The organism is Pseudomonas sp. 22082, from assembly GCF_052046055.1.
GTDB lineage: Bacteria > Pseudomonadota > Gammaproteobacteria > Pseudomonadales > Pseudomonadaceae > Aquipseudomonas > Aquipseudomonas pharyngis.
Genome location: NZ_JBQEQB010000001.1, coordinates 41,868 through 65,145, shown reverse-complemented (window position 1 = coordinate 65,145; position 23,278 = coordinate 41,868). Strand labels below are relative to the sequence as shown.

Genomic DNA, 23,278 nt, shown 5'->3' with positions numbered 1-23,278 from the left:
ACGAATGGGAATGCCTATCAATTGCGCAGCGGGTGGTATACCATCCGCCGCGTTTTGCTGGCAGTTATCCCCTTCGTTCTGGCCTATCTGTAAGGTTCTCCCCCATGCGTCGAACTCTGCTGTCCATCTGTGTGTTGCAAACGTTGTCTCCCTTTGCGTGGGCCGAGCCATCCGATTCAACGGTGTCAGCGCTGGAGCTGGAGGCAACCGATGTGGTCGGTACCGCGGATTACGAAAGAGCGGACGGCCCGGTACACGGATATCGCGCGACCCGTTCGGCCAGTGCCACGCGGACCGATACCTCGATCCATGAAACCCCGCAGTCGATCAGTGTCGTCACCAAAGATGCGGTAGAAGACATCGGCGCCACTCGGCTGCAGGACGCACTGGATTACGCGGGCGGAGTAGGGCGAGCCAACAATTTCGGCGGCCAGGGACTGACCACGTTCACCGTGCGCGGATTCACCACCGGCGAGTTCTACCGCAATGGTTTCCCGATCAACCGCGGTTATCCGAACATGCCGGATGCCAACACCATCGAGCGTCTTGAGGTCCTGCGCGGGCCGGCGACCATGCTCTACGGTCGTGGCGATCCGGGCGGCACCTTCAATGTCGTTTCCAAACAACCGTTGCCCGAGCGCACGGTCACACTCGGCAGCCAGTTGAATGACCAAGGCATGCGGCGGGGTACGCTGGATGCTTCCGGCCCGCTTGATGAAGAGGGGCGTCTGGCCTATCGCCTGAACGTGGTGGGCGAGGGCGGCGATACCTTCCGCGATCACGTCGAAACCGAACGCTACGGCGTGACCCCGGTACTGACCTGGCAAGCCAGCGATGACACCCGAGTGATCTTCGAGGGTGACTTCATGCGCAACAACCATCCGCTGGACCGGGGCGCGACGCGTTATCCACGGCAGATCGGCACCGCCTCCCGCGACACCTTTTTCGGTGAACCGGACGCCGGCAAGTTGCACAACGACAACAACATGGCGCAATTGCGCTTCGAGCATGTGCTCAATGAAGACTGGACGCTTGGCGGTGGCTTCCAGTGGCTCGACGGAACCTTGCAGGGCAATGCCATCGAAGCCAACGGCATTGCCGCCGACGGCCGGACCCTGGGACGAAATTTCAACTACCGCAAGCTGGAGTGGACGGACAAGGACACCCAGCTCAACCTGACCGGTCACTTCTCCACGGGCGGCCTGCAGCACACACTGCTGACCGGTATCGAATACGAGGACTACGACTACCAGTCGATCATCCAGCGCTCCAGCGGCGCGGTAAGTGCGTATCCGATCGACATCTTCAATCCGGTCTATGGGCAGCCCCGTCCGGCACTGACGCGCACCCCGACCCACGACAAGGAAAATCTCAAGACCTACGCCGCGTTCGTACAGGACCAAGTGGCCCTGACCGATCGGCTGAAAGTCCTGGCTGGCGCACGTTTCGAGCGCTTTGAGCACGACTACGAAACCTACGTGCCCGGCGGCAAAAACTGGCAGGCCAGTGATAATGCCGTCACGCCCCGCGTCGGTGTGACCTACGACCTGACCGACACCCTCGCGGTCTACGCGGACACCGCGCGTTCTTTCAAACCCAATACCGGCGCGAGTCGCCAGGGTGGCGGCTTCGAACCGGAGAAAGGCAAATCCTGGGAGATGGGGATCAAATGGGAGGCGCTGGATCATCAGTTGAGCGTCGACGCGGCGATCTATCAGATTGAAAAGCGTAATGTCCTGACCACTGACCCGGTGGACTCGACTTTCAGTGTGGCTGCCGGGGAAGTGCGCAGCCGAGGATTTGACCTCAATGTTGCCGGCAACCTGACCCCCGAGTGGCGTGTCATCGGGGGGTACGCCTACGTCGATGCCGAGGTGACCAAAGACAACGTGATCCGCTCCGGCACGCGACTGATGAACATCCCGAAAAACAGCTTCAGCCTGCTCAATGTCTATGAGTTCCAGGACGGTGCCCTCAGTGGTCTGGGTCTGGGAACAGGCCTCAAATATGTCGATGAGCGCGCGGGGCAAACGGCGAACACCGCGTTCTCGATGGGGAGCTACACCGTTGTCGACCTGCTCAGCTACTACAAGGTCAATGACAAGGTGCGCCTCAACCTCGACCTGAAGAACCTCTTTGACCGTGACTACGACGAGGGCGCATTCGGTAACGTCTACGCCTATCCGGGGGCACCGAGAACGGTGCAGGTCGGCATTTCTTACACGTTGTAGTCGGGGGCTGGAATCTGTCATCGGGGGCTGCGGCCCCCGATGACTGTGAGACTCAGCCGGTCACACACCCTTGCGGAGTCTTTCCGGCAAAACTGTCCACCAGGCTCGCCACGACCATCTCGCCCATGCGGGTGCGGGTCTGCAGGGTCGCGCTGGCGCGATGCGGTTGCAGCACCACTTGTTCCTGGGCAAACAAGGCTTCAGGCACGTTGGGCTCGTCGACGAAAACATCCAGTGCCGCACCCGCGATCTCACCGGCCGTCAGGGCCGCCACCAGATCGGTTTCGCTGACCAGTTTTCCTCGGGCGACGTTGATCAGGTAGCCGCCCTTGCCCAGGGCCTGCAACACGGAGGCATCGATGATGGCCTCGGCCTTGTCGGCGGCCGCCGCGAGAATCAGCGCATCACTGTCGCGGGCCAGTTGCTTGAGGTCGGCGATGAAGGTGTGGCTGACATCGCTCATCGGTTGCAGATCGGTGTAGCTGATCGGACAGCCAAACGCGGCCGCCCGGGTGGCGACCGCTCGGCCGACCCGGCCCATGCCCACGATGCCGATCCGCATGCCGGACACCTGCCGCGCCAAAGGCAGCGGTGCCAGTGGCGTCGGGCTTTGCGGCCACTGGCCCGAGCGAACGTAACGGTCACTGGTACACAGCCCACGACACACGGCGATCAGCAAGCCGATGGCCAGGTCGGCCACGTCTTCGGTCAGTGCGCCGATGGTCGCGGTCACTCGGATTCCGCGATCCCGGGCGTAGGCCAGGTCTACTGCATCGGTGCCGACACCGTTGACCGCCACCACTTCCAGTTTGGGCAGTTGCGCCATCAGCGCCTGGCTGATGCCCGTGTGGCCACCGGTGATCACGCCGCGAATGTTTGCGCCGTGTTCCTGCAAATATGCCGCTTTGTCGGCCTGCTCGAAATAACGCCTGATCGTGAACAGTTCGCCGAGACGGGCATTGATTTCCGGAATCAGGATCGGGCTCAACTGCAAGACTTCTGGCTTCATGTAAACCTCACTTACGCAATAAAAAAGCCGGCTCAACCGCGGCCGGCAAACGGCATGGCAGTGGCCATGACGGTCATGTTCAAGACGTTGGCCGACAGGGGCAGACCGGCGATGTAGCGCACGGCGTCGGCGACATGTTTGACGTCGACCATCGGCTCCACGGCGATGCTGCCGTTGGCCTGGCGCACGCCTTTGGTCATGCGCACCGACATTTCGGTCAAGGCATTGCCGATGTCGATCTGGCTGCAGGCGATATTGAATTCCCGACCATCCAGCGCCAGTGACTTGGTCAGCCCCAGCACCGCGTGTTTGCTGGCTGTGTACGCGCTGCTGAAAGGACGCGGGGTGTGCGCCGAAATCGAACCGTTGTTGATAATGCGGCCACCCTGTGGCTCTTGCCGGCGCATGAGCCCGAACGCGCCACGGGCACAGAGGAAAACGCCATTGAGGTTGGTGTCGATCACGTTTCGCCACTGCTCGAACGTCAGCTCATCCAGCGGCACGGCGGGGGCATTGACCCCGGCGTTGTTGAAGACCACGTCCAGGCGTCCGTAGACTTCGGCAATGGTTGCAAACAGCTGATCGACACTGGCGGGGTCACGTACATCGGTAGGCACCGCCAGGGCTTCGCGGCCTTCGCTGGCCGCCAGATCGACCAACGCCTGCAAGGGTTCGGGCCGGCGCCCGGCCAGCACCAGGGTGTATCCGTCGGCCAGCAGGCCCAGTGCAACCGAACGGCCGATCCCGCTGCCGGCGCCGGTCACCAGGGCAACTTTCAAAGATTGAGTGTCAGACATCTTGTTGTTCTCCTTTTTTCCAATCACTTAAGGACAGACTCAAGGCCGTGGGCCGACGCGCATTTCGAGTTGGCCAATGCCGTCGATCCCGGCGCTGATGACGTCGCCGGGTTGCAAGACATCGACGCCGGCGGGGCTGCCGGTCATGATCAGGTCGCCGGCCTTGAGTGTTACGGATTGCGAGATACGGCTGATGACTTCACTCACCGACCAGATCTGGCTGTCGAGACGATCGCGCTGGCGTTCTTCACCGTTCACGCTCAACCATAATTCCCCTTCGAGCCGACCGGTCCGGGTGACCGGCACAATGGCGGTCATCGGTGCGGCGCCGTCAAACACCTTGGCACCTTCCCATGGCAAGCCGTCGCGCTTGGCCAGGCGCTGTACGTCACGACGGGTCAGATCCAGGCCGGCGGCGTAGCCCCAGACATAGGCCAGCGCCTGGCTCTCTGGGATCTGCGCGCCGCCTTCGCCGATGGCCACGACCAGCTCGATTTCATGGGCAAACTCTTCGGTCAGTGACGGGAAGATCACTTCGCCGGCAGCGTCCACCACGCTGCTTGCCGGTTTCATGAAGAACACCGGTGGCTGGCGCGGCTGGCCCAGGGTGTCCGGCCACGGGTAGTTGCGGCCGACGCAGAACACGCGTCCGACGGGAAAGCGTTGCTCGCTGCCGACAATCGGCAAGGTCACTGGCAGATCCGGGGTAAAGACGTATTCGGTCATGTTCATCCTGCTGAAAGTCCTGTGTGAGAGTGCAGCGTACGGCGGCAATCGCTGGCGAAGTTGGACGAAAGCCGCCTCCAATTGGAGAAAACAGTTGTTCTGGCTTCAGCGCGTTTTCAACTCGATGCGGTACAGGCGACCGAGCAGCAATGAGTAGGAGAGAGTGCCGATCAGCGCCACGGCACCGATGAACCAGAACGCCCAGGCGAACGAGCCGGTGGCGTGGACGATGGCGCCGATCACGATCGGGGTCACAATGCCGCCGATGTTGGCGGCCAGGCTGGTGATCCCGCCGGTCAGCCCGATCAGTTCCTTGGGCGCCACCTCCGACACCGCCGCCCACGAGGACGACGCGATGCCCTGAGCGAAAAAGGCAATGGTCAGCACGGCGATGCAGATGACGTTCGAGTCGGTGAAGTTCACCAGCACGATCGACATGCCCAGCATCGACCCGACCACCAGCGGCAATTTCCGGGCGAAGGACATTGAGTAGCCACGACGGATCAGCAGGTCGGAGACGATGCCGGCGAGCAGGATGCCGACCGTTGCGCCCACGAAAGGCATCACGGCAAAGATCCCGGCCTTGATCGTGGTCAGATGGCGTTCTTCAATCAGATAGGTCGGGAACCAGGTGAGGAAGAAGTACAGCGCCGAGGTGCTGGCGAACTTGCCGATGCAAATGGCCCAGACCTGACGGTAGCTGAACAGCTCGGCGATCTGCCGCCAGTTGAAACGAGTGCGTTCCTGGCTGCTCTTGACCAGTCCGCCGCCGGCCTCGATGTATTTCAACTCTTCCTTGCTGACTTTCTTGCAGTTCAGCGGATCGCGATACAGATACAGCCACAGCACACCGAAGACGATGCCCAGCGCGCCGGTGCTGTAGAAGACATGGCGCCAGTCAAAGGTTGTGGCCAGCCACAGCAGGGCGCCGGTAAACAGTGCCGTTCCCAGGTACTGCCCGCAGACGTAAATGCTGCTGGCCAGGCCCCGTTCCCGCGCCGGGAACCACACGGTTACCGCACGGCTGTTGGCCGGAAATGCCGGCGCTTCCATCGCCCCGACGGCCAGGCGCAGGCCGAACAGCGAAGCGAATCCCGTGGCGAAGCCTTGAAACACCGTGACGGTCGACCAACTGATCAGTGAAACCCCATAGGTGAAGCGTGAGCCGAAGCGGTCGGCGATAAATCCGGCCGGCACCAGAGCGAGTGCGTAGGTCCAGGCAAAGGCAGAGAAGATCAGCCCCATTTCAATCTTGTCCAGGCCCAGGTCCTTGGCCATGAACGGGGCGGCGATCGAGATGTTCACCCGGTCGATGTAATTGATGATCGTCGCAATCAGCAGCAGCGAGAGCATGAACCAGCGTCGCCGCGTCGGCAGTCGCCGGGATGACACGGCGTCCCTGTCGGCGGCAATCAAGGGGGGCGCGGTGGTTTGAGAGGTGTGCGAATTCGACATGAGTGGACCTCGTTATTGTTAGAAGTGTCGAGTTGTTTGCGGACAGCCGACGCCGTTGCCCGCTGTCCGCAGGCAAGGCAATCGAAAGTTGAAACGAATGGCACAAACGGCCAGGGTCAGACGTTCAGGGACGTCTTCCGGCTGGCATCGTCGGTAAAGGCTGGGGAGGGGCGGCGGGGAGCAATAGCGGATTCATGACGTGCGCACCTTCTGTTGTTTTTGAAAGAGGTTGGGCGTGGGAAATACAGTGGTCGTACAACCTCTCGAAATCAATCAAGGTGTTAGATCATTTTTTCCGGAGAAGGGCGCGTCGGATAAACCTGTCCAAAAAAATCCACACAGTGAATTTTCCAGATGCTCTCTGGTTTGTCTTCTATCCGACTGTTTTTAAACGGAAAAAACAATGACTTTGCGGTCGCGTTTTTTGGACAGTGATCATTGGCAGTGGCGGTGTAGAAAAAACACTGAGTCTGGTGTCATCGTATGACTGCTTGAAGGGTCGGCGACGAACCTTCAAGATGAACCACGCCGATTACTCGGCAACGCCAGGAAAACCTGCCCAAGTACCTGTCGAGGATGCTCAACAAATGACGTCACAATGCCGTGTGCCCACCTACGTCATGCAGCAACGCAGCGAGATGATGGATTTCTACATTCGTGACAAAAAAGGTCGCCGCGCCGAGACTGGCCCGCACCGACACGAATACTTCCAGATCCAGATCAACCTCGGCGGCGACACGGTGCAGCACATTGGCAACGCGGTTCGACCATTTCCGCGTAACGCACTGGCATTCATCCTGCCGCACCGTGTGCACGTGATTCCGCATCCGGCGGACAGCAATTTCATGGTGATCAACTTTTCCCAGACCTTTCTGTTGCCGCATTTGCAGTGCGACCCGATGGATCTGGAGGAGGTATCGATTCTCCTGGCGCCAGAACTGTCGCCGTTCCGCTTTCAGGAACATCTGGATTTCATTCTGGGGAGTGAGGATTTCAACGAGGTCTGTGACTTGATCGAACAGATGCGCAGACTGGACGAGAATCGTCAGTTCGGTACACGCGAAGTGCTCAAGGGATTGCTGCTGCAACTGGTGGGCAAGGTGTGCGTCCTGTATGCCGAACCGCTCAAGCGCCTGGCGGAAGAAAACGCAGCACAGGCCAGTCGACGGGATGCACTGAGCCGGATGTTCGAGTATCTGCGCAAGAACATTGCCGACCCCGATCTCAATCTGATCAAGGTGGCGGCGGCGACCTATCTGTCACCGACCTATCTCACGCACTGGCTGCGCAAGGAAATCGGCAAGACCTTCACCGAGCTGGTGCTGGAACGCAGAATGCACGCGGCGCGCAATTACCTGCTCAATGGAACCCGGCCAGTGGGCGAGGTGGCGAGGCTGTGTGGTTTTGCGGATGAAGCTTACTTCTCCCGGCGTTTTCGCCAGATTCACGGCCAGCCACCTGGACAGTTCCGCCGTCGGCAACTGGACCCCGACAGCCCGCAGTCACCTGTAGATGCTTGATCGGCTAATGCGACGAAACATAATCCGAGGCCGACGTCGGCGCAGGCAACGCATACGTTGCCTTCATCCACTCGATCTCTGCTTGCGGCGTTCGGCCGAAAAAACGTTTGAACTCGCGGCTGAACTGCGAAGCGCTTTCATAGCCGACACTGAACGCCGCCGCTGACGCAGTCATGGCGTGGCGCAACATCAGCAGTCGCGCCTGATGCAGACGTGTCGACTTCAGGTATTGCATGGGCGAGGCGTCCGTCACGCTGCGAAAATGCAGGTGAAAACTGGGCACGCTCATGCTCGCTTCGCGCGCCAGTTGCTCGACGTCAAGACGCTCCTGATAGCTGCTGTGGATCTTGCGGATCGCCCGCGTCACCTTGCCGAAGTGGCCCTGTCGATTGAGTGCGGCGCGCATCGAGCCGCCTTGTTCGCCGGTCAGGATGCGGTAGTAGATTTCCCGCAACAGCGACGGCCCCAATATCTGCGCCTCACCCGCAATGTTCATGGCTTCGAGAAAGCGCAGTGTCGATAGGCGCAGGCGGTCGTCCATCGGCGAGGCGAACATGCCTTTTGGTTGAGCATCGCTCGGGCCGTGAACCTCATCCACTTGCTGCATCAACTCGCTGGCCACCTGGAAATCGAGCTGCATATAGATCGCGAGCATTGGCTCGTCTTCAGAGGCATCGGTCTCCATGGTGAAGGGAATCGGAACCGACACCACCAGGTAGTGCTGGGCGTCATAGACGTAAACGTCATCGCCCAGATACCCGCGTTTCTGTCCCTGACAGAGAATCACAATGCCGGGGTCGTACAGCACCGGCGTGCGGGTCAGTGGTCGGTTCGAGCGCAGGAAGCGCACGCCCTCCAGCGCACTGAGGTTATAGCCCTCGACCGGTGCCAGCGTCTCCATGAGCTGCACCATGCGCGACGTGCCTGGGTCGGCCTGTTTCATCGGGTTCTCTCTGTGGGCCGTTCAATGGTCGGTGGAGCGGCTCAGCGTTTCCCATTGATCGATCTCGCTGGCGGCGCGTTTCAACTTGTCGCGCACCAGGTTCAATGCATCGCTGCCCAGCAACAGATGCGCTGGCGGAGCAGGGCTGGCGATGATCTGCAACATCGCCTGCGCCGCCTTCTGCGGATCGCCGAGCTGCTTGCCGCTCTTGTCTTCGCGGGCCTTGCGCACCGGATCGAAACTGGCGTCATAGTCGGCGATGCTGCGCGGCGTGCGCTGCATCGAACGACCGGCCCAGTCGGTCCGAAATGAACCCGGTGCGACGGCAGTCACGAAGATATTGAACGGCGCCAGTTCCTTGCTCAGGGTATCGGAGATGCCTTCGAGCGCAAACTTGCTGCCGCAGTAGTACGCGATACCCGGCATGGTGATTGTGCCGCCCATCGACGTGATATTGAGAATATGGCCCGCCCGCCGCTGGCGAAAGAACGGCACAAACGCCTTGGTCACGGCGACGGCGCCGAACACATTCACGTCGAACTGGCGGCGCATGTCCTCCAGTGGCGACTCCTCGAAAATGCCTTCGTGGCCGTAGCCGGCGTTGTTGATCAGCACATCGACCGGACCGTGGGTCGCTTCCACAGTCGCCACGACACCCTCAATCCGGTCGAAGTCCGTGACATCCAGCAGCACGCCGTACGCGTTGCCGCTGGACAGCGCCTGAAAGGCTTGCAGGTCGGCTTCGTTGCGCACGGTGCCGATGACGCGGTGGCCGGCAGCCAGCGCTTCCTTGGCCAGCGCGTGGCCGAAGCCGCTGCTGACGCCGGTGATGAAGAGGGTTTTGGTGGTGGTCATGACGGGCTCCAGTGAATGCGGTTTCAGCTCATGGTATCCATCGAAGAAACACTCACCTATGTCGGTTTGTCTTTGATCATTGCCTATTCCTATCAACGGGGCGAGATGACGGCCGATGAACTTTTTGCGTAGCTCCAGGCATCCAGGCTGGAACAGACTGCAACCGCTGATATCCTGCGCAACAACCGCCGATGAGCCAGGACGAAATGAAGACATCAACCCGTTGGCCCGCAGACGATAACGAGTTGGCGCAATTGCGCGCGTTCAACCGCAAACTTGCCCGGCTGCCGCGATTTCGCATCCGCAATCGCATCACGCCACGGGCGATTCAGTTGCTGTTGCGGCTAAGCCAATTGGGCGGCGCAAGAAAGTTGCTCAAGCACGGGCTCGAGGCCGAACGAAAAGTGGTGGGTGTCGACGGCGCATCAGTGCCGGTGCGGATTATTCGGCCAAAGACAAAGGCCAAAGGCGTAGTGCTGGATTTCCATGGCGGCGGCTGGGTCATCGGCAACGCGCAGATGAACGACCCCCTCAATATCGCCATGGTGAAATCCTGCGACGTAGCAGTGATCTCGGTCGACTATCGGCTTGTGGTCTCGACTCCGATCGAGGGCGTCATGCAGGACTGCCTCACGGCGGCCCGCTGGCTGCTGAGCGATGACTGCCGCGAGTTTGCGAACCTGCCCGTCATCGTCGTGGGCGAGTCGGCAGGCGGCCACCTCGCCGCCGCGACCCTGCTGCAACTCAAACAGTGGCCGGACCTGCTCGAACGGGTGAGCGGGGCGCTGCTGTATTACGGCGTCTACGACCTGAGCGGAACCCCCAGCGTACGCAACGCCGGGCCCGATACCTTGCTGCTGGACGGGCCGGGGATGGTTGAAGCGCTGCAAATGCTCACTCCGGGATTGAACGATGAAGAACGCCGGCAGGCGCCGTTGTCACCGCTGTACGGTGACTTCACCGGTTTTCCGCCAGCGTTGATGTTTGCTGCGCAACTGGATCCGCTCAGGGATGACACGCTTGAGTTGGCTGAGCGTTGGGGCAGGGCGGCGGAAGTGGAGGTGCATCTGTTGCCGGAAACCGCACATGGGGTGATTCATTTTCCGCTGGGGTTGGCGGGGAAAGTGCTTGGGTATAGTCGTGCGTGGGTTGCGGGGCGGGTTGTTGAGGGGTAAGCCATCGACCCTCACTCAGCCGCCACCTTGAATTGCTCGAGAATAAGTTCAGCCAATGTCCTGACAGGCTCGGTGAAGCTTCGCCGAGGCCTGTGCACCAGTCCGATATCACGATGGAAGGTGTGTTGGCCGAGATCAAGCGCCCGCACACCTGACGGCCATTGCTGATGGGTGGCCGTCTGCGGCACGAGCGCGACCCCTACGCCATTTTCCACCAGCCTGATGATGGCCTCCAGCTCATCCAGCTCAGAGACTTCACGCAAAGTGAAATGCATCTGTCGCAGGAAACGATCGACCTGCCTGCCGCCGAAGGAGGAGCGGTCATAGCGAATGAACGGCAGGCTTGAGAGCAGTTCGATCCAGTCTTCTCCCGGTACGTCCTTGGGCACGATCAGACGGTAGGGCTCAAGCGCCAGCGTGGTCCAGCGCAGATCGCTTTGAAGCGAGAAGGGCGGCCGAATGATCGCCGCCATGTCGATTTCGCCAGTATCCACCAGGTTCACCAGCTCCATGGAAAGACCGGGCACGACACGCGTTCGGCATTCCGGGCACTGCTGGTGAAACCTGGCGAGTGCGTCCGGGAGAAACGATCGCTGGACTGAGGCGATTGCGCCGACGTTGACCAGAATGCTGGTGGAAAGACCGACGGTGGTCGATCCCAGGTTGTCGTAAAGACGAAGCAGCTCCTGCGCCTGAAGCAGGACTTGCTGGCCCATCCTGTTGAGGTGGGCCGAGCGTCCTTTTCTGTCGAATATTTCAAAGCCGAGCTCGGCTTCCAGACGTTGAATCTGGGCGCTCACCGCCGCCTGGGTGAGGCCTATCCGGTTGCCGGCAGCCGCGAAAGTGCCTTCCCGCGCGACGGCAATGAGGGTCTTGAGTTCTTTTATCATTCACAAATATTAGTTGTGTTTCTGAGAAATATATATTGATTTTTTTGCTGTCAGTGTCGCCCTACGATGTGCTCACCAACCACAAAAACCGTATCGGAGTCCTGATGAGCCTTTCGCCATTCCACCTCGCCATCCCCGTTTACAACCTGGCTGCAGCCCGCACTTTTTACGGTGAGGTCTTCGGCCTGGAAGAGGGTCGTTCCAGTAACCAATGGGTCGACTTCAACTTTTACGGGCATCAACTGGTGATTCACGAACACCCGAAAACCGCGTCTCAGGAAAGCGTTCACAGCAACCCGGTCGACGGGCACGACGTTCCTGTTCCTCACTTCGGCATCATCCTGGGATGGGAAGAGTGGGAAGCGCTGGCAGAGCGCCTCAAGTCTTTCGGTACCGAATTTGTGATCGAACCTTACATTCGATTCAAAGGACAGGTTGGCGAGCAAGCCACCATGTTCCTGTTCGACCCTTGCGGCAATGCCCTCGAATTCAAGGCCTTCAAAGATATGAGTCAGCTCTTCGCCAAGTAAGAAACGCAATGGCACAACGGCGTTGTGCCATTTGATCTCAAGTGAGCTGGAAGCTCATGACTCTAGCAACTGCCGATTGATGCAGTCCTTTCATTCCAACAAGAAGGCTAGACATGAAACGTATTCCCCTGGTGTGGCAAATCGTTGCCGGGCTGTTGCTTGGCGTGCTCGTTGGTTGGTACTTCAATACCCATCCGCAGTATCAGTCGTGGGTCAGCACGGAGATCCTGAAACCGCTTGGCGATATCTTCATCAAGATGATGAAGATGGTGGTCGTGCCTATCGTGTTCTGTTGCATGATCCTGGGTATCGCCGGAGGCGGGGATAACAAGTCGTTCGGCCGGATGGGCATCAAGTCGCTGGGCTATTTCTTTGCGATCACCGGCCTGGCCATCGTGATCGGCCTGTGTTTCGCGAACCTTTTCGAACCCGGTACGGGCACCGATATTTCGGGCATCGCACACGGTACTGCCGCCATCACGATGGAGCCTTCGAAGGGCGCGCTCGTGATTGTGCAAAACATCGTTCCGGATAACGTTCTGGTGGCGATGTCCGAGGCGAAGTTGCTTTCGGTGCTGTTCTTCGCGGTGTTGTTCGGTGTCGCGCTGAACGCATTGCCCAGGGAGAAAAGTGCACCTGTGGTTGCGCTGGTCCAAGGCATTTCAGATGCGATGTTCAGGATCGTCTCGATCGTCATGGCCTATGCCCCGATAGGGGTGTTCGGCATGATCGGTGCGACCGTCGCTACCTTCGGCTTTGCCTCTTTGCTGCCCTTGCTCAAGTTGATTGGAGTGGTCTATCTGGCGCTGATCGTCTTTGCATTGGTGGTACTCGGAGGAATCAGTTACCTGATCGGCGAGAACATCTTCAAGTTGATCAGGTATTTCCGCGACGAGTTGATTCTTGCGTTCTCCAGTGCTGCCTCTGCAGCGGTCATGCCGCAGTTGATGAGCAAGCTGGAGAACTACGGCGTACCACGGCGCATTGTCAGTTTTGTGGTGCCAGTGGGGTACGCGTTCAACCTCGATGGCGCGTCGATCTTCCTCGGCGTGGCGACAATTTTCATCGCCCAGCTTTATGGAATCGATCTGTCGCTTTCTCAGGAAATCCTGCTGGTGGTGACCATGGTGCTGACCTCCAAAGGTGCTGCCGGGGTGCCTGGATTCGCCATCGTCATCCTGTCGGCCACGTTGGCGTCTGCCGGTCTCCCGCTGGAGGGCGTGGCACTGATCGCCGGTATCTTCAGGATTATCGACAGCGGCACCACCACCCTGAATGTGTTGGGCAATGCGATTGCGCCCCTGGTGATCGCCAAGTGGGAGAGGGTGACTCTTGAGCCTTCGCGTACCCGCCCGGACGTACAAAAGGCCTGACGATCACAAGGAGCACTGACGGCGCTGCACGAGTAAACGCCTGCTGATGTACAGGCGATTTTTTTCATCAAGTTACTAGACGACCGGTCTGATATTGAAGGTATGCAACATGATTGATAACAGTCGCAACACGGATCTTTTTTCTCCCATGCAAATGGGCGCCCTGCAATTGGCCAACCGGATTGTCATGGCGCCCGTGACTCGCAGCCGGATGGCTGAAGACGGTGTTCCGAACGAACTGCACGCTACTTACTACGCACAGCGCGCGAGTGCCGGCTTGATCATTGCCGAAGCGACAAACATTTCGGCGCAGGGGCGCGGCTACGCCATGACGCCGGGGATCTGGTCGGACGCGCAGGTGGCGGGCTGGAGAAAAGTCACGGACGCCGTCCATGCCGCAGGTGGCAGGATTGTCAGCCAGTTGTGGCACGTGGGGCGTTTTTCCAGCGTCGAGTTACAGCCCCACGGTGCCGCTCCCGTTGCGCCCTCGGCAATCAAGGCAGAAGGCAGCACCTACACCGAGAACGGCTTTGTCGAAGTGTCGACGCCCCGGGCGCTGGAGACGTCGGAGATTCCCGGCATCATTGAGCAATACAAGCGCGCCGCTGAAAATGCCAGGCGTGCCGGTTTCGATGGCGTGGAGGTTCATTCGGCGAACAGCTATCTGCTCGACCAGTTTCTGCGTGACTCGACCAATCAGCGCACTGACCGGTACGGCGGCACCATTGAGAACCGCGCCCGACTGACCCTTGAAGTCACTGAAGCGGTGATTTCGATCTGGGGCAGCGACCGCGTCGGCATTCGTCTTTCGCCGGTCACGCCCGATGCCGGAAACACGCCTCCCGACAGCAATGTCATGGCGACTTACGGATATCTGATTCAGCAGCTCAACCGACTCAATCTGGCCTATCTGCACTTCGTCGAAGGCGCCACCGCGACCTCGCGTACGGTTCCTGATGGCGTTGATCTGGATGCATTGAGCGCGCAGTTCGAAGGCCCCTTCATAGGCAATAACAACTACGACCTCGAGATGGCATTGAAGCGCCGGGCGCAGGGCCGGATTGACGCGGTGGCGTTCGGGCGCCTGTTCATTTCCAACCCCGACCTCGTGGAGCGCCTGCGTCGGGGCACCGAACTGACCATCGCGCCACGCGAGAGCTACTACGGCGGCGGCGCCAAGGGCTACACCGACTGGCCAACGGCTGACCATTGATTTGTGCGCCCTGAACCGGATCGGCGCAGGGCGGATTGATTGAAAAAACATTCACAGCAAACAGGAGTTCATCATGAGTCATCCAACTTACGTGCAGGAATACAACGCAATCGTCGAAGTGCTCAGCCAGTACAACGAAGGTGGAGCAAAGGCTGACAGCGCCTTGATGAAGCCCGCGTTCAATGCGCAGGCGACCATGTTCGGGGTTGACGACGGCAAGCTCGTCGGCGGCGCGATCCAGAATCTGTATGACGTCATCGACAGCGCGTTCCGTCCATCCCCCGAAGCCGAAGCCGCCATCGTTCGCATCGATATCGTCGGCACGGCTGCGAGTGCCCGGGTCGATACCGACAACGTGTCGGGGTTCCGTTTCACCGACTTCTTCAACCTGCTGAAGGTAGACGGCAAGTGGACGATCGTCAGCAAGATCTACCACACCCACCCGAGCGCCTGAGCCCTCGTCTTCTGCCCCGGCAGTACCGGGGCAGCACCGTTTACGCCTGATCCATCGCCTCGGTCAGCCCCTGATCCTCACCCAGAAACCCGCCACTCTGATGCTGCCAAAGTCGCGCATAGGTGCCGTTTTTGGCCAGCAGTTCGGTGTGGGTGCCTTGCTCGATGATGCGCCCTTCATCCATGACAATCAGTCGATCCATCGCCGCAATCGTCGACAGTCGATGGGCGATGGCGATGACAGTCTTGCCCTGCATCATTTCATCGAGGCTTTCCTGAATGGCGACTTCGACTTCGGAATCCAGGGCGCTTGTCGCTTCGTCCAGTAGAAGGATCGGCGCGTTTTTGAGCATCACCCGGGCGATGGCGATGCGTTGGCGCTGGCCACCGGAAAGCTTGATGCCGCGTTCGCCCACCAGCGTGTCATAGCCGGTGTGGCCCTGGCGGTCGCTGAGCTGGTTGATGAAGCCGGCGGCTTGGGCGTTCGACGCAGCACGCTGGATCTGTTCGTCGGTCGCGTCCGGTCGGCCGTAGGCGATGTTGTCGCGGATGGAGCGATGCAGCAGGGACGTGTCCTGAGTGACCATGCCGATCGCGCTGCGCAGGCTGTCCTGCGTCACCTTTGCGATGTTTTGACCGTCGATGCGAATCTCGCCGCGATCGACGTCATAGAAGCGCAGCAGCAGGTTGATCAGCGTGGATTTACCGGCACCGGAGCGGCCCACCAGACCGATTTTTTCCCCCGGTCGGATGCTCAGGCTCAAGCCGTCGAGCACCTGGCGTTCGCCGTTGTAGTTGAAGCTCACGTTGTCGAATTCCACGGCGCCGCCGGAAGGCACCAATACGCCGGCGTCCGGCGCATCCTGCACCTTGGGGCCACGGGTCAGGGTGCCCATGCCGTCCTGCACGGTGCCGATGTTTTCGAACAGCGACGTCATCTGCCACATGATCCAGTGCGACATGCCATTGATGCGCAGCGCCATGGCCGTGATCGCCGCCACGGCGCCGGTGCCGACTTCGCCTTGATGCCACAGCCACAAGGCGTAGCCGCCGGCGCCCATGATCAGCCCGACCACCAGCGCCTGATTGACGATCTCGAACTGGCTGACCAGACGCATCTGGCGGAAACCGGTCTGCTTGAAATCCTCCATCGCCGCGCGCGCAAAGTGCGCTTCACGTTTGGAGTGGGAGAACAGTTTGACGGTGGTGATGTTGGTGTAGGCGTCCGAAACCCGGCCCGTCATCGACGACCGCGCATGGGCCTGCTCTTGTCCGACCTGGCCCAGGCGCGGTACGAAATACAGCATCGCCAGCCCGAACAGCGCGACCCAGGCAATGAACGGCAGCATGAGTTTCAGGGCGAAACCGCCGGCCAGGGCGATGATCGCAATGAAATAGACGCCAATGCCCGGTGCGATCTCGATGACGGTGAACAGCACTTCGCGCACCGCCAGTGCGGTCTGCATCACCTTGGTCGTGACCCGGCCGGAAAACTCGTCGGAAAAGAATGAAAGGCTCTGCCGCAGCATCAGCCGATGAAAATCCCAGCGCAGACGCAACGGCAAATTGATCGCCAAGACCTGATGCTGAACCATGGTGCGCAGCGCCACCAGCCCGACACTGGTCAGCAGCACGAGGCCGATGCCCCACAGCACGCGGCTCTCCTGGCCATTTGCATCACCGCCGGCCTGCCAGGTCGAGAGCAGATCCACGACCTGACCCAGAAAGGAAAACAACCAGGCTTCGTAGATCGACACACCGGCACTGAGCAGCGCCAGCGCGAGGATATAACCGCGAGCGCCGCGGGTGCAGGCCCACAGGAACCGTGCCAGACCGACCGGCGGTGGCGGCGCTTCGTCGGGCGGGAAGGGGTCGAGCCGTTGTTCAAACAGGCGAAGCATTGGGGGTCTCCGAATTCATCAGTTGCGGGGATTCTGCCACTTATCGATCACATTGAGGGGCTGCAGGTTCAGGTCAATCACCGAGCGCCGCTCATCGCGCTTGAACGACCATGCAAAACTCCTATCATGCAAAGGGCCTGCGTCGGTGGCTTGTAACCGGCGGCGCCCCCTACGTTTTTAGAGAGATCGATCCTCGTGGAGTCTTTCCCGGACGCATTGCACGAATCCCTCACGACCCAATTCATTTTCGGTCCGTTCTGCGTCGTTCCAGGCAAACGGCTGCTGACCCGCAACGGTGTGGCGGTCGAGATCGGCGGGCGGGCGCTGGATCTGCTGATCGCCTTGCTCGAGCAACCGGGACGGGTGCTGTCCAAGTACGACCTGATCGACAAGGTATGGCCCGACAGCGTGGTGGCCGAAGGCAGCCTGCGCTTTCATATGACCGGCCTGCGGCGGATTCTCGGGGATGGCGAGGAACAGGCGCGTTACATCGCGACCCAGGTGGGCGTGGGTTATGCCTTCGTCGCGCCGCTGGAAAGAAAACAGGCCGCTGTGCAACCGGCGCCCATCGCGACCCGAACTGCCGAGGGCGTCTGCAGTCTGCCGCCCCGGGCCAAACTGATCGGCCGCGAGACCGACCTGCAACTGGTCATCGACCACATGCAGCAACCGAGGCTGTTCACCATCGTCGGCCCCGGCGGCGTCGGCAAGACCAGCCTGGCCATCGAAGTGGCGCACCGCATCGCCGCCCAGGGCTATGAGCGCGTCAGTTTCGTCGATCTGGCGCAAGTGGAAGACTGCGCGCTGGTACCGTCGGCGCTGGCCCGATCGCTGGACATCCCGGTGCAGGCGGAAGACCCGATGTTCGTCCTGCTCGCGCATTTGCGTGAGCAGCGGCTGATGCTGGTGATCGACAACTGCGAACACCTGATCGACGCGGTGTCGACCCTCCTGGAGCAGATCAGCGACACCGCGCCGGAGGTCGGGGTTCTGGCCACCAGTCGCGAGCCGCTGCGGGTGCGTGGCGAATACGTGCACTGGCTCAATCCGCTGGAGTTTCCCCGTGAGCCGCAACACCTCTCGGTTGCGGAGTTGTTGGCATTTCCGGCCATCAAGCTGTTTGTCGAACGCGCGTCGTCGAGCAATGCCGCGCTGTTGCTGGAAGCGGGCGGAGGGCAAATGATTGCGGACATTTGCCAGCGGCTGGAGGGCATGGCGCTGCCGATCGAACTGGCGGCGATGCGGGTCGCCAGCCACGGATTGAAGGCCACCCACGCGCTGCTCGGCGAGCGCTTCTCCCTGGGCTGGTCGGGGCGCAGGACCGCCGTTCCCCGCCATCAGACCCTGCGCGCCATGCTCGACTGGAGCTATGACCTGCTGTCGCCGCAGGAGCGTCTGGCGCTGGAGCGGTTTTCGGTCTTCGTCGGGCCGTTCTCCCAGGAAGCCGCCGCTCAGGTGGTGGCCGAATCGCAACACGAAAGCGCTGCGGCGGCTGCGATTCTCGACGACCTGGTGTGCAAGGGGCTGGTCACGGTCGATCACAGCGACTCGACGGATTCGTATCGCTTGCTGGAGATGACGCGTGCCTACGCCCGGGAAAAACTGGCGGCGCGGGGAGAAGCCGAGGTCAATGCGCTGGCGTTCCGGCACGCGGCGTTTTACATGGATTTGCTCGGCCATCTGGGGACTGCGCCCGACGAAATTTTCCGTCATTCGGCGCGTCTGGCCAGCCAGTTGGGCAACGTTCGCGGTGCGCTGGAATGGAGCTTCGGGCCCCACGGCGATCCGGGACTGGCGTTGCCGCTGGCGGCCGCGAGTGCGCCGTTGTTCCTGCATTTTTCCTTGCTGGTCGAGTGCCGTACCTGGTGCTCCCGGGCGGTGGAACTGCTGGAGCTGGGGTACTACGGCACGCCCACCGAAATGGAACTGCAAGCCGCGCTCGGTCTGGTGCTGATGTTCACCCGAGGCAACAGTGAAGCCGCCGAAAAAGCCTTGCTCCGAGCCCAAGACATTGCAGTCGCGTTGAACGACTACGGCTCACAATTGCGGCTGCTGGGCCGCTTGCAGATTTTCTACGAGCGCATCGGTGATTTCCCGTCGTCGCTGGCCTGGGCGGAGCAGGCCGCTGTGGTCGGCAACATCCTCAACGAGCCCGCCGCCATCGCGATTGCCGCATCGCTGACCGGCATCTCCCATCATCTGCTCGGCAATCAGCGTCTGGCCCGCCAGGAACTGGAAAGTTCGTTGCGCAACAGTTTGCCGTCCCATCCCAGCAACACGATTTACTACGGCTTCGATCACCGCAATCGCACGGGGCTGGCGCTGGCGCGGTCACTCTGGCTGCAGGGCTATCCCGATCAGGCCCGGCGCTTGGCCGAGCAGATCGAGGCCGAAGCCTCGGCGTTGCAGCATCCGGTTACCTACTGCATCGCCATGGTCTGGATTCTGTGCATCTATATCTGGACCGGCGATCTTGCCAAGGCAACTGCCAGTCTCGAACGGTTCAGTGCTGTCGCCGAAACCAACGCACTCGGCCCTTACATTGCCGCGTGCCACGGGTTGCGCGCGGCGATCGCCATCCGTGCCGAGGAACCCGGCGAAGCAGTTGCCATGCTGGAGGAAAGTCTGGCGCGGTTGCGGGGCATGCGTTACGAACTGCTGACGACCTCATTCGAAATCGCACTGGCCGAAGGCCTGATGCTGGTGGGTCAACACCCAAAGGCACTGACCCTGGTCGACGGCACCATCGATCACTGCCGCCGAAGCGGTGATGCCTTTGCGCTGCCGGAGTTGTTGCGAATCAAGGCCGGGATTCTCAAGGTCATCCAGGCCGACGATGTTCAGGCCATGCTGGCGGTTCTTGAGGATTCCATTGCGCTGAGTCGCGAGCAGGGCGCGTGGGCGTGGGAGTTGCGGTCATCGATGGATCTGGCGCGGTTCTGGCTTGAACAGGGTCAACCGGATCAGGCCCGGGCGTTGCTCGGTGCCTGCCGCGAGCGGGCGTCGGAAGGCTTCGACAGCCTTGATTTGCGTCGGCTGGAAAGCTTCTGGCAGAGCCTGCCCGCTATTCCGGCGTAATCAGGGCGGCCATTTTCACCAGATCCGCCAGCGAGCGGGCCTTCATCTTGCGCATCACCTTGCCGCGATGGGCCTTGACGGTGATTTCGCTGATGTTGAGATCGGCGGCAATCAGTTTGTTTAGCCGCCCGCTGACCACAGAAGCCATGATCTCCTGCTCGCGCGGCGTCAGGGTCTTGTAGGCCTCGAGCAGTGCGCGCAGATTCTTTTCCCCCTCAAGCGCCACGCGACTGCTCTGCAGCGCATCGGCCATGGCGCTGAGGATCACCTCGTCGTTGAACGGCTTGGTCAGAAACTCCACCGCACCGGCCTTCAGGGCCCGCACCGTGCGCGGAATATCGCCGTAGCCGGTGATGAAGATGATCGGCATGTTGTGGCGCTCATCGGCCAGCGCGGTCTGCAGATCCAGGCCGTTCAGGTCGGGCAGGTTGATGTCCAGCACCAGACAACTGGGCACCAGCGCCCGGGGCGCGTCGAGAAAATCCTGCGCGGACTCGAACAGCCGTGGGTGCCAACCGGCGAAGCGGATCATCAGCTCCAGCGACTCGCGCACGGAAATGTCGTCATCGACAACGAATACGACGGGCGTGACATCACTCATCGGTAATGCTCCACGGGAAGGGGCGATTGCGTTGTTCGCGTTCAACATGTCGATTCCTTGTTCTGTTCGGCTTCACGCTCAATCGAGGGGCAGGGCGGCACTCAGGGCCTTGAGCAATTGGGCTTCGCTGAACGGTTTGAACAGGCACTCCACGGCGCCACTGTTCAGCAGCTTCGCTTGTTCGCTGGCATCGCCGTGCGCGGTGATGAAAATCACCGGAATGCGATAGTCACGCCGCAGCAGCTCGCGTTGCAGATCAGGTCCCGACATGCCGGGCATGGCCACGTCGAGAATCAGGCAATGAGTCAGATCCAGATAGGGCGATGCCAGAAACGCCTGCGCCGAGGCAAACGCCTGGACGGCGAAGCCGAACTCCTTGATCAGGTCAGGCAGTGATTCACGAACCGATTCGTCGTCATCGACCACCGATACGAGCAAATGCGTACCCATCAATCATTCTCCACGGTGCGATCGGCGAGGTCGCGGTTATCGGTTTGCGGCAAGTCCGTCGAATGCGGGATGGCAAAGGTAAACGTCGTACCCGGGCCGTCATTGGCGCTGGCCCACAGCTTCCCATCGTGGCGCTCGATGATCGAGCGACTGATGGACAGACCGACCCCCATGCCCGAACTTTTGGTGGTGTAGAACGCATTGAAAATGCGTTCGATGTCCTGCGGATCGACGCCGTTGCCGCTGTCCTTCACCGCCAGGTAAACGCTCTCGTCCGAGCCCAGACCGGTGCTGACGATCAATTGCCGGGGCCGGCCGTGGATCGCACTCATGGCCTCGGCGGCATTCATGATCAGGTTAAGGATCACCTGTTGAAGCTGAACCCGATCACCTCTGACCAGCGGCAGGGCCTCGGCAAATTGCGGATGCAGCACCACGCCGTTGCGTTGCAGCTCGCCCAGCAGCATGGCGATGACTTCCCGTGCCGCGTCATTCAGATTGACGTTTTCAAGGGTGATGCTTTTTTTCGAGAACAACGCCCGCAGTCGATTGATCACATCGGCCGCACGGTTGCCGTCGCGAATGGTGCGGCGCGCGGTTTCCCTGGCGCCATCGACATTCGGCGGGTCGGCGCCGAGCATGCGCAGGCAGGTGCTGGCGTTAGTGATGATGCCGGCCAGCGGTTGATTGACCTCGTGGGCAATCGACGCCGTGACCGCGCCAAGGCTGGCGACCCTGGCCAGGTGCGTCAGTTCCGAGCGCGCCTTGCTCAGGACCTCTTCGGCGAGCCGGCGCTGGGTGATGTCCTGCAGGGCGGCGATGTATTCGAAGCCGTCCGGCGCATGGGCGATCGAGTGCGCCACCAGCCGCACGTATTTCACCGTGCCGTCGGGCATCAGCAGCCGATGTTCGTGTTCGAAGTCACGCCCCTTGCGGCGCTGGCGCTTGATCATTTCCCGATGGCTGGAGATGTCGTCCGGATGCACGCGGCGATAGATCGCCTCGAAGCCGGGTGGCGTGTCCGGGTCCAGTTCGAGGATGCGGTAGACCTCGTCCGACCAGGTGATCTCGTCGGTGCTCACCCGCCAGGAAAACGTACCGGTGGCGCTCAGGCGTTGGGCCTTGGCCAAAAAGACTTCCGCCCGTTTGCGGTCTTCGATGTCGGTGTTTTCGCCATACCAGCGCACGATCCGCCCCGTGTCATCACGCTGGGGCACGGCGCGGATCAGGAACCAGCGGTAAACCCCATCGAAGCGCTTCAGTCGGGCCTCGTACTCGCCAGCGCTGCCCGATTGCAGAATCCCTTGCCAATAAACCGCCAGGCCCGGCGCGTCGTCGGGGTGGATGGACGCCGTCCAGCCGTCACCGCAGGCTTGTTCGACGGACATGCCGGTGTAGTCGCACCAGCGCTGATTGACGAAGCCGACGTTGCCTTCCGGCGAGGCGCTCCAGACAAAACCGGGAACGGCGTCGATGATCCCGCGCAGACGTTCTTCCGACGCGCTGACTTCGGCCAGGGCACTGGCGATCAAGGCCTTGTCCCGCCGGCGCTCATCGATATCGACCTGCAGCACGCACCAGCGGGTGATGGTGCCTGCACTGTCTCTGATCGGCAGGCCGCGCACATGGAACCAGCGATAGACACCGTCGGCGCGGCGAATCCGGTGCTCGTTTTCATAGGGCGTGCCGGTACTGACCGAGTGCATCCAGGCGGCGATGACCGAAGGCAGGTCGTCCGGGTGCACGGTCTCGCTGGCTTGCCAGTTTTTCAGTTCATGGAGTGGGGCGCCGATGTACTCCATGATTTGCCGGTTGACCTGTTCCAGCTCACCGGACGGCGTCATGAAGGCGACCATGGCCGGGATGCTGTCGATGATCGAGTCGATCCCCGGCGCCGGCATGACCGCGTCACCCGCGCGGCCTGGACCGTCCTCGATGACGCGCTCCTGCTCGTTCGTCATACCGATTCTCATTGTGTGCAGTCACCGTTGAACAAAGATGCGCCTTCGGATGGCACTCGCCCATCATACTTTGGTGTCGCCCGTGGCGAATATCGGCCGACATTGCACACTGCGATG

Annotated in this window: 19 protein-coding genes; 8 read left to right on the top strand and 11 right to left on the bottom strand. The window is 60.9% G+C overall.

Annotated elements, in window-relative coordinates:
• Positions 1 to 104 precede the first annotated feature (104 nt).
• Complete coding sequence (locus tag ACTJK9_RS00215; protein ID WP_440811218.1) at positions 105 to 2,231, top strand: TonB-dependent siderophore receptor; 2,127 nt, start codon at positions 105 to 107, stop codon at positions 2,229 to 2,231.
• Between the two features lie 52 nt (positions 2,232 to 2,283).
• On the opposite strand, the gene ACTJK9_RS00210 is transcribed toward ACTJK9_RS00215, so the two are convergent.
• The 4 genes from ACTJK9_RS00210 to ACTJK9_RS00195 all read right to left on the bottom strand — a co-directional run bounded on the left by ACTJK9_RS00210 (position 2,284) and on the right by ACTJK9_RS00195 (position 6,218).
• Positions 2,284 to 3,240, bottom strand: a complete 957-nt coding sequence (locus ACTJK9_RS00210; protein ID WP_440811216.1) for a 2-hydroxyacid dehydrogenase — start codon at positions 3,238 to 3,240, stop codon at positions 2,284 to 2,286.
• Positions 3,241 to 3,272: 32 nt separating this feature from the next.
• Positions 3,273 to 4,037 carry an SDR family oxidoreductase gene (locus ACTJK9_RS00205; RefSeq protein ID WP_236190800.1) on the bottom strand — a complete coding sequence of 255 codons (765 nt, stop codon included), beginning with the start codon at positions 4,035 to 4,037 and terminating at the stop codon, positions 3,273 to 3,275.
• Positions 4,038 to 4,076: 39 nt separating this feature from the next.
• Positions 4,077 to 4,769: a fumarylacetoacetate hydrolase family protein gene (locus ACTJK9_RS00200; protein ID WP_039771001.1), complete on the bottom strand. Its 693-nt coding sequence runs from the start codon at positions 4,767 to 4,769 to the stop codon at positions 4,077 to 4,079.
• 99 nt (positions 4,770 to 4,868) lie between these two features.
• Complete coding sequence (locus ACTJK9_RS00195; RefSeq protein WP_064595597.1) at positions 4,869 to 6,218, bottom strand: MFS transporter; 1,350 nt, start codon at positions 6,216 to 6,218, stop codon at positions 4,869 to 4,871.
• A gap of 587 nt (positions 6,219 to 6,805) precedes the next feature.
• On the opposite strand from ACTJK9_RS00195, the gene ACTJK9_RS00190 reads away from it, so the two are divergent.
• Entirely contained in the window at positions 6,806 to 7,738 is a 933-nt protein-coding gene (locus ACTJK9_RS00190; protein WP_440811213.1) for a helix-turn-helix transcriptional regulator, read from the top strand.
• Positions 7,739 to 7,742: 4 nt separating this feature from the next.
• On the opposite strand, the gene ACTJK9_RS00185 is transcribed toward ACTJK9_RS00190, so the two are convergent.
• Positions 7,743 to 8,681: an AraC family transcriptional regulator gene (locus tag ACTJK9_RS00185; protein ID WP_085610197.1), complete on the bottom strand. Its 939-nt coding sequence runs from the start codon at positions 8,679 to 8,681 to the stop codon at positions 7,743 to 7,745.
• A 21-nt stretch (positions 8,682 to 8,702) separates the two neighbouring features.
• Entirely contained in the window at positions 8,703 to 9,536 is an 834-nt protein-coding gene (locus ACTJK9_RS00180; protein ID WP_440811212.1) for an oxidoreductase, read from the bottom strand.
• Positions 9,537 to 9,727: 191 nt separating this feature from the next.
• Between ACTJK9_RS00180 and ACTJK9_RS00175 the strand changes: the two genes are divergently transcribed.
• Positions 9,728 to 10,711 carry an alpha/beta hydrolase gene (locus tag ACTJK9_RS00175; RefSeq protein ID WP_440811211.1) on the top strand — a complete coding sequence of 328 codons (984 nt, stop codon included), beginning with the start codon at positions 9,728 to 9,730 and terminating at the stop codon, positions 10,709 to 10,711.
• An 11-nt stretch (positions 10,712 to 10,722) separates the two neighbouring features.
• On the opposite strand, the gene ACTJK9_RS00170 is transcribed toward ACTJK9_RS00175, so the two are convergent.
• Entirely contained in the window at positions 10,723 to 11,601 is an 879-nt protein-coding gene (locus tag ACTJK9_RS00170) for a LysR substrate-binding domain-containing protein (protein ID WP_064595608.1), read from the bottom strand.
• A gap of 104 nt (positions 11,602 to 11,705) precedes the next feature.
• Here ACTJK9_RS00170 and ACTJK9_RS00165 point away from each other — a divergent pair, with 104 nt between their 5' ends.
• The 4 genes from ACTJK9_RS00165 to ACTJK9_RS00150 all read left to right on the top strand — a co-directional run bounded on the left by ACTJK9_RS00165 (position 11,706) and on the right by ACTJK9_RS00150 (position 15,171).
• Positions 11,706 to 12,131, top strand: a complete 426-nt coding sequence (locus ACTJK9_RS00165; protein WP_011333668.1) for a VOC family protein — start codon at positions 11,706 to 11,708, stop codon at positions 12,129 to 12,131.
• Between the two features lie 113 nt (positions 12,132 to 12,244).
• Positions 12,245 to 13,504 carry a cation:dicarboxylate symporter family transporter gene (locus tag ACTJK9_RS00160; protein ID WP_440811209.1) on the top strand — a complete coding sequence of 420 codons (1,260 nt, stop codon included), beginning with the start codon at positions 12,245 to 12,247 and terminating at the stop codon, positions 13,502 to 13,504.
• Positions 13,505 to 13,613: 109 nt separating this feature from the next.
• Positions 13,614 to 14,717 carry an alkene reductase gene (locus ACTJK9_RS00155; RefSeq protein ID WP_440811208.1) on the top strand — a complete coding sequence of 368 codons (1,104 nt, stop codon included), beginning with the start codon at positions 13,614 to 13,616 and terminating at the stop codon, positions 14,715 to 14,717.
• 73 nt (positions 14,718 to 14,790) lie between these two features.
• Complete coding sequence (locus ACTJK9_RS00150; RefSeq protein WP_039771019.1) at positions 14,791 to 15,171, top strand: nuclear transport factor 2 family protein; 381 nt, start codon at positions 14,791 to 14,793, stop codon at positions 15,169 to 15,171.
• 40 nt (positions 15,172 to 15,211) lie between these two features.
• On the opposite strand, the gene ACTJK9_RS00145 is transcribed toward ACTJK9_RS00150, so the two are convergent.
• Complete coding sequence (locus ACTJK9_RS00145) at positions 15,212 to 17,071, bottom strand: ABC transporter ATP-binding protein (RefSeq protein ID WP_440811206.1); 1,860 nt, start codon at positions 17,069 to 17,071, stop codon at positions 15,212 to 15,214.
• Between the two features lie 195 nt (positions 17,072 to 17,266).
• Between ACTJK9_RS00145 and ACTJK9_RS00140 the strand changes: the two genes are divergently transcribed.
• Positions 17,267 to 20,149, top strand: a complete 2,883-nt coding sequence (locus tag ACTJK9_RS00140) for an ATP-binding protein (protein WP_440811205.1) — start codon at positions 17,267 to 17,269, stop codon at positions 20,147 to 20,149.
• Here ACTJK9_RS00140 and ACTJK9_RS00135 read toward each other — a convergent pair.
• The 3 genes from ACTJK9_RS00135 to ACTJK9_RS00125 form a co-directional block, all read right to left on the bottom strand.
• Positions 20,136 to 20,750: a response regulator transcription factor gene (locus ACTJK9_RS00135; RefSeq protein WP_440811203.1), complete on the bottom strand. Its 615-nt coding sequence runs from the start codon at positions 20,748 to 20,750 to the stop codon at positions 20,136 to 20,138. The genes ACTJK9_RS00140 and ACTJK9_RS00135 overlap by 14 nt on opposite strands.
• Positions 20,751 to 20,828: 78 nt before the next feature.
• Entirely contained in the window at positions 20,829 to 21,200 is a 372-nt protein-coding gene (locus tag ACTJK9_RS00130; protein ID WP_039771030.1) for a response regulator, read from the bottom strand.
• Positions 21,200 to 23,161, bottom strand: coding sequence for a PAS domain-containing sensor histidine kinase (locus ACTJK9_RS00125; RefSeq protein WP_440811201.1), 1,962 nt, complete (start codon positions 23,159 to 23,161; stop codon positions 21,200 to 21,202). Before ACTJK9_RS00125 ends, ACTJK9_RS00130 begins: the two co-directional genes overlap by 1 nt.
• Positions 23,162 to 23,278 lie beyond the last annotated feature (117 nt).